Here is a 5,589-nt window from a genome sequence, read left to right on the forward strand (position 1 = left end):
TGGCGATGTACCGGGCCATGGCGAAGGAGCCGCCCAGCACCTTGAAGGCGTTGAGGCCGAAGCGGTAGCTCTCGTCCTTAATATAGACGCCGCCCAGGCCCAGGTACCTGGCCATGCCGTCCAGCTTGGCCAGGGGGGTGATGGAGTACTGGGGGAAGCTGCCGTGGAAGGAGCGGGCCTTGGCCACATTGTCCAGGGCCATGATGGACAGCTCCTTGTCCTCGCTCTTGGGCATACGGTTGAGTGTCCAGCGGATGGGATCTTTCATGTGCCTCGCCTCCGAATAAAATCTGTTGAATCCAGCAGATTACAATCTTTATGGCCCTATCATATCATGCCGGGGCCACAAGTCAAGTGGTTTGCTAAAAAATTTTTGTAATGCCAAAAAATTTTTTAGATATTTGGTGGTTTTGACGTATGTCTTTCGGTTGATACCTTTTTAATTTGGTGTTAAGCTATAGAAAAAGAGGCAGAGAAACCCGGGTGGGAAAAGACCCGATTACAGTAAGGAGGCTTTTTGCCATGTATACCTTCATCGTCAACGGGAAGACCGTTTCCACAGCGCGGGATGAGCGCCTGCTCACCTTCCTGCGGGAGGAACTGGGTCTCACCTCGGTCAAGAACGGATGCTCTGAAGGCGCGTGCGGCACCTGCATGATTCTCATTGACGGCAAGGCCACCAAGGCCTGCGTCCAGAAGACCTCCAAAATGGAGGGCAGAGAGGTGATCACCTGCGAGGGCCTCACCGACCGGGAGAAGGACGTGTACGCCTACGCCTTCACCCACTGCGGCGCGGTGCAGTGCGGCTTCTGCACCCCCGGCATGGTCATCAGTGCCAAGGGCCTCATTGACGCCAACCCGGACCCCACCCGGGAGGAGGTCAAGTTCGCCCTGCGCAACAATATCTGCCGCTGTACCGGCTACAAGAAGATTGAGGACGCGGTGCTGCTGGCCGCCAGGATGTTCCGGGAGGGCGCCGGTGTGCCCCACGAGGCCTTCACCGGCAGGGTGGGCGAGAACCTGCCCCGGGTGGACGCCCCCGCCAAGGCCATCGGCACGGCGGAGTACGCCGACGACATCCGCATGGAGGGCATGCTCCTGGGCGGCGCGGTGCGCTCCGACTACCCCCGCGCCATTATTAAAGGAATTGATATCAGCGAGGCCCTGGAGGTGCCCGGCGTGGTGAAGATTGTCACCGCCGCCGACCTGCCCGGAGAACTGAAGGTGGGCCACCTGAAGCGGGACCAGTGGGTGCTGGTGCCCATCGGCGGCGAGGTCCACTTCTGCGGCGACCCCATCGTGCTCATCGCCGCCGAGACCACCGAGGCCCTGAACCAGGCCAGGGCTCTGGTAAAGGTTGACTACGAGGTGCTCAAGCCCGTGCTCACCCTGGAGGAGGCCATGGCCCCCGACGCCCCCGTGCTCCAGGAGGGGGGCAACTGCTTCGCCCACGAGCACCTGGTCCGGGGCGACGCCGAGGGCAAGCTGAAGGCCAGCAAGTATGTGGTCACCACCAAGTACCACACACCCCCCACCGAGCACGCCTTCCTGGAGACCGAGACCGCTGTGGCCGCGCCTGAGGGCCACGGCGTAGTGGTCTACTCCGGCGACCAGGGCATCTACCAGACCCGCCGTGAGTGCGCCGACGCCACCGGCCTGCCTCAGGAGCTGGTGCGGGTGGTAGCCAAGTGCGTGGGCGGCGGCTTCGGCGGCAAGGAGGACATGTCCGTCCAGCACCACGCCGCCGTGCTGGCCCACCTGACCCAGCGGCCCGTAAAGGTGGCCATGACCCGCAAGGAGTCCATGCTCTGCCACCCCAAGCGCCACGGCTTTGAGATGGAAGTCACCACCGGCTGCGATGAGAACGGCCGCCTGACCGCCATGATCGCCATCCTGCGCACCGATTCGGGCGCCTTTGCCTCTCTGGGCGGCCCGGTGCTCCAGCGGGCCTGTACCCACGCCGCCGGTCCCTACAACTACCAGGACATCATCATCGACGGCAAGGCCTTTTACACCAACAACCCGCCCTGCGGCGCGTTCCGCGGCTTCGGCGTGACCCAGAGCTGCTTTGCCGCCGAATGCAACCTGAACAAGCTGGCCGAGCTGGTGGGCATCAGCCCCTTTGAAATCCGCTACCGCAACGCCATCCGCCCCGGCCAGGTGCTGCCCAACGGCCAGATCGCCGACGAGGGCACCGCCCTGGTGGAGACCCTGGACGCGGTGCGGCCCTACTACGAGGCCAACCCCAAGGCGGGTATCGCCTGCGCCATGAAGAACGCCGGCCTGGGCGTGGGCATCCCGGACACGGGCCGGGTAACCCTCCACGTGGAGAAGGGCGTGGTCCACGTCCGCACCTCCGCCGCCTGCATCGGCCAGGGCATTGGCACCATCACCTGCCAGATTGTCTGCGAGGTCACCGGCCTGCGGCCCGACCAGGTCACCTGGGACGCCCCCGACACCTCCATCGCCCCCAATTCGGGCAACACTACCGCCTCCCGCCAGACCCTGTTTACCGGCGAGGCCACCCGCCGGGCGGCCACCGAGCTGAAGTGGGCGCTGGAAGGCCGGGACCTGTCCGCCGTGGAGGGCGTGGATTTCCACCAGGAGTACACCGGCATCACCGACAAGCTGGGCTCCCCCCGGCCCAACCCCATCAGCCACATTGCCTACGGCTACGCCACCCACCTGGTGGAGCTGGACGACGAGGGCAAGATCAAGCGGGTCATCGCCGCCCACGACGTGGGCCGGGCGGTGAACCCGGTGAGCGTGGAGGGCCAGATTGAGGGCGGCGTGGTCATGAGCCTGGGCTACGCCCTCACCGAGGACTTCCCCCTCAAGGACGGACGCCCCACGGTGGGGTACGCCTCCCTGGGCCTGTTCCGGGCCCACCAGACCCCCGACGTGAAGGCCATCATTGTGGAGAAGAACCACTCCGAGCTGGCCTGTGGCGCCAAGGGTATCGGAGAGATCTGCTCCATCCCCACCGCCCCCGCCGTGCAGCTGGCCTACTACAACTACGACGGCAAGTTCCGCACCAGCCTGCCTCTGGCGGACACGCCGTACAGCAAGAAAAAGAAGTAAGTCTGTTTCGTAAGACTGACAAGGCCGGCGGAGAATTCCGCCGGCCTTGTTTTGGACTTTCTCTCAAAGGAAACGGTCTCCGACGGCCTACTTTCCAACGAGGGAAAGTAGGCAAAGCTCGCCATGGGGCAACAGGCGCGGAGGGCCCTGTTAGGGCCAAACGCCCCCGTTTCCCCCTGGTACCCCCTTTCGGGGACGCGTCCTGCGGCGGCAAAATTCAATTAGCCACCGTACCTGAAAGTAGTTGCTTGCCGGTTCGGCTGTCCGGTTTCGTTCCTGCGTCGCCCGAGCAGCGTTACCCACCCAGACTTGTCAGTCCCTGCAATTCATTGGCGATCTCAATGCCGCCCCAAGTCCCTGCGCCGTGTTACAGTCTCCGCCCGAACGGGTTCGACGCATAAAAACCTTCAGAACAGCAAAAAGAACGGCTGACCTCGGTCAGCCGTTCTTTTTCTCGTACTTCTTCAGCAAATCCTCTATGGCCTCGTCCAGAAGCCGGGATTTGGGGATGCGGGTATCCTCCGCCAGCTTGTTCCACTTGGGTACAAGTTCATTTTTCAGTGAAGAGGTAAACCGGGTGCGGTTCACCAGAATCGGATCGGCCATGCGCATTCCCTCCTAGTTGCATCCAGCATACCAAGGATGGAATGTGGTTTCAACTAGTTGAAAATAGTGTCTATTATATGTATAATAGGCACTGGGAGGTGAAGGTATGTCCAATTCAGACGAAGAAAAGACCTGCGCCCAGTGCCGTCATTTCCGGCGGCACTATGTGTGCCAGGGCGGGCGGCGGTACATCCCCCTGGACCGGGGCCACTGCGCCGCGCCCCGCCTGCGGGACAAGGACGCGGACACCCCGGCCTGCGGGCGGTTCTCAGGCCGTCCCGAAGAGAAAAAGGCAGAAAAAGCGGACGGCTGAGCCCAGCCGTCCGCTTTTTGTTCAGTTCAGCAGCGCCCGATACTCGTCGGCGGTGCGCACCCGGCCTACAGCGGACAGGGAAGCCCGGGAGAAGTCAAAAATCTCCTCCGCCAGCCCCCGCACATCCTCGGCGGTGACCGCGTCGTAGGCGGCGATAATCTGGTCGGGGGTGAGCACTTCACCCATCATCAGCTCGCTGCGGCCCAGGTGGGACATGCGGGCCTGGGTGGACTCCAGCCCCATGAGCACGTTGGCCTTGGACTGCTCCCTGGCCCGGTCCAGCTCCTCCCGGGTCACGCCCCCGTCCCGGAAGTCCTTCACCGCGTCCACAATGGTGCGGATGGCCGCCTCCTCGGTCTCGCGGCCCAGGGCGGTGTAGACGGCGTAAAGGCCGGTGTCGGCGTGGCCCGCGCCGTAGGAGTAGATGGAGTAGCACAGGCCCCGCTGCTCCCGCACCTGCTGCCACAGCCGGGAGGACATGCCGCTGCCCAGGATGGAGGACAGCAGCTGGAGGGCGAAGCGGCGGCTGTCCCCGTAAGGCAGGCCGGGGAAAGCCAGGGTCAGGTGGTTCTGCTCGATGGCCTTTTTCTTCACGGTGACACAGGGGGTGTACACAGCCGCCCTGGGCTGGGGCAGACCTCCCGCGGGCATGGCGGAGAAGCGGGCCGTCAGGTCGTCCACGTCCTTCTGGCTAAAGCTGCCCGCCAGAGCCACCACGATGTCCCCGGCCAGGTAGTGGGAGGTCATGTACTCCTTCAGCCAGGCGCCGGTCATCTTCTCCAGGGTGGCCTTCCGGCCCAGGATGGGCCGGGCCAGGGCGGAGCCGCGGTACACCCCGGCGGCCAGGCGCTCGGCGCTCAGGTCCTCCGGGTTGTCCTCGTACATACCGATCTCCTCCAGCACCACGCCCCGCTCGGTCTCCACATCGCTCTCGTCGAACCTGGAGGAGAAAAACATGTCGCACAGGATGTCCGCCGCCTGGGGCAGGTGGGTGTCCAGCACCCGGGCGTAGAAGCAGGTGGACTCCTTGGTGGTGTAGGCATTGATCTGGCCGCCCACCGCGTCCATCTCTCCGGCCAGGTCGGCGGCGGTGCGCCGGGCGGTGCCTTTGAAGAGCATATGCTCAATAAAGTGAGCGGCGCCGTTCTCCGTCGCCTTCTCCTGGCGGCTTCCGGCGCCCACATAGATGCCCAGGGCCGCCGAGCGCACGGCGGGGACGTGCTCGGTGAGGATGCGCACGCCGTTGGGCAGGGTTATTTTTTCATACATGGCAAGGTCCTCCTTGGGCGCGGGCCGGGGCCCGCAGATGCGGAAACCGGGCGGGCACCTGATGCCCGCCCGGTCTATTATACCCGTTTTTCTTACTTTGCGCTCTGGCCGGCGGCCTGTCTGGCCTTAATCTCCTTGAGCGCGTCCTTGTAGGACAGGTTCACGCGGCCCTTCTCGTCGATGTCGGTGACCTTGACCCAGATCATATCGCCGATGTTGACCACGTCCTCCACCTTCTCCACCCGGTGGTCGGCCAGCTTGGAGATGTGGACCATGCCGTCCTTGCCGGGGGCCAGCTCCACGAAGGCGCCGAACTGGAG

General features: G+C 63.9%; 5 protein-coding genes and 1 pseudogene. 2 read left to right on the top strand and 4 right to left on the bottom strand.

Annotated elements, in window-relative coordinates; all coding sequences use genetic code 11:
- Window positions 1–268, bottom strand: a pseudogene (locus Q0K06_RS13565) (diaminopropionate ammonia-lyase); the annotation flags it as partial.
- A gap of 254 nt (window positions 269–522) precedes the next feature.
- Here Q0K06_RS13565 and xdh point away from each other — a divergent pair.
- Window positions 523–3,081: a selenium-dependent xanthine dehydrogenase gene (gene xdh, locus Q0K06_RS13570; protein WP_294553609.1), complete on the top strand. Its 2,559-nt coding sequence runs from the start codon at window positions 523–525 to the stop codon at window positions 3,079–3,081.
- A gap of 438 nt (window positions 3,082–3,519) precedes the next feature.
- On the opposite strand, the gene Q0K06_RS13575 is transcribed toward xdh, so the two are convergent.
- A complete protein-coding gene (locus Q0K06_RS13575; protein ID WP_083870383.1) occupies window positions 3,520–3,687 on the bottom strand; it encodes a ribbon-helix-helix domain-containing protein in 168 nt (55 codons plus the stop codon).
- Between the two features lie 106 nt (window positions 3,688–3,793).
- Between Q0K06_RS13575 and Q0K06_RS13580 the strand changes: the two genes are divergently transcribed.
- Window positions 3,794–4,000: a hypothetical protein gene (locus Q0K06_RS13580; RefSeq protein WP_294553613.1), complete on the top strand. Its 207-nt coding sequence runs from the start codon at window positions 3,794–3,796 to the stop codon at window positions 3,998–4,000.
- A 21-nt stretch (window positions 4,001–4,021) separates the two neighbouring features.
- Here the strand turns inward: Q0K06_RS13580 and Q0K06_RS13585 are convergent, their stop codons facing one another.
- Window positions 4,022–5,269, bottom strand: coding sequence for a pitrilysin family protein (locus Q0K06_RS13585; RefSeq protein ID WP_294553616.1), 1,248 nt, complete (start codon window positions 5,267–5,269; stop codon window positions 4,022–4,024).
- Window positions 5,270–5,361: 92 nt separating this feature from the next.
- A partial coding sequence (locus Q0K06_RS13590; protein ID WP_294553618.1) for a S1 RNA-binding domain-containing protein occupies window positions 5,362–5,589 on the bottom strand: 228 nt, incomplete at its 5' end.

Origin of the sequence: uncultured Pseudoflavonifractor sp. (assembly GCF_944387805.1) — a bacterium.
Lineage (GTDB): Bacteria > Bacillota > Clostridia > Oscillospirales > Oscillospiraceae > Pseudoflavonifractor.

Excerpts from the sequence above, each read along its gene's own strand:
- Q0K06_RS13580 (WP_294553613.1), top strand. The coding sequence starts at position 3,794 with ATGTCCAATTCAGACGAAGAAAAGACCTGCGCCCAGTGCCGTCATTTC.
- Q0K06_RS13575 (WP_083870383.1), bottom strand. The coding sequence starts at position 3,687 with ATGGCCGATCCGATTCTGGTGAACCGCACCCGGTTTACCTCTTCACTG.
- Q0K06_RS13585 (WP_294553616.1), bottom strand. The coding sequence starts at position 5,269 with ATGTATGAAAAAATAACCCTGCCCAACGGCGTGCGCATCCTCACCGAG.
- xdh (WP_294553609.1), top strand. The coding sequence starts at position 523 with ATGTATACCTTCATCGTCAACGGGAAGACCGTTTCCACAGCGCGGGAT.